This window comes from Pedococcus sp. P1_H8, assembly GCF_056405175.1.
On sequence record NZ_JBFUCP010000424.1, the window covers coordinates 1 to 377 of the forward strand.

1 protein-coding gene is annotated in these 377 nt (G+C 68.2%); it reads right to left on the reverse strand.

Annotated elements, in window-relative coordinates; translation table 11 throughout:
* On the reverse strand, positions 1-377 hold a 377-nt coding region (locus AC1DYG_RS20665; protein WP_477641699.1), incomplete at both ends, for a hypothetical protein.

A 377-nucleotide genomic window follows, 5' to 3' on the forward strand; every position in this document is an offset into this window, starting at 1 on the left:
GAGTGCTGCCACGATCGCGGCACCGCCGTTGCTCATCACGTCCTCGCGGACGATGCCCTCGCCGTCGGCCACCCGGACTATCGGGATGCCGGCGGCGTTGACGCCGACGATGCTGTCCGAGCGGCCATCGCCCGGACCCCACAGCTGACCGTCGCCGGTGCGCCCGGCGATGGTGCCGCCGTCACGCAGCAGCGGCAGATCCGGGGTGTCGAGGGAGAGTTGGATGCGCTTGTTGATGACCGGGATCGTGAAGTCGAAGCTGAGCCGGAAGTTGTTCCAGCGCTGGATGACCCAGTTCAGCGCCGACTTGAAGGCGTTGGTGATACCGTCCCACATTCCCGAGGCGGCGGAGCTGATCCGGCCCGGCAGCCCGGTGA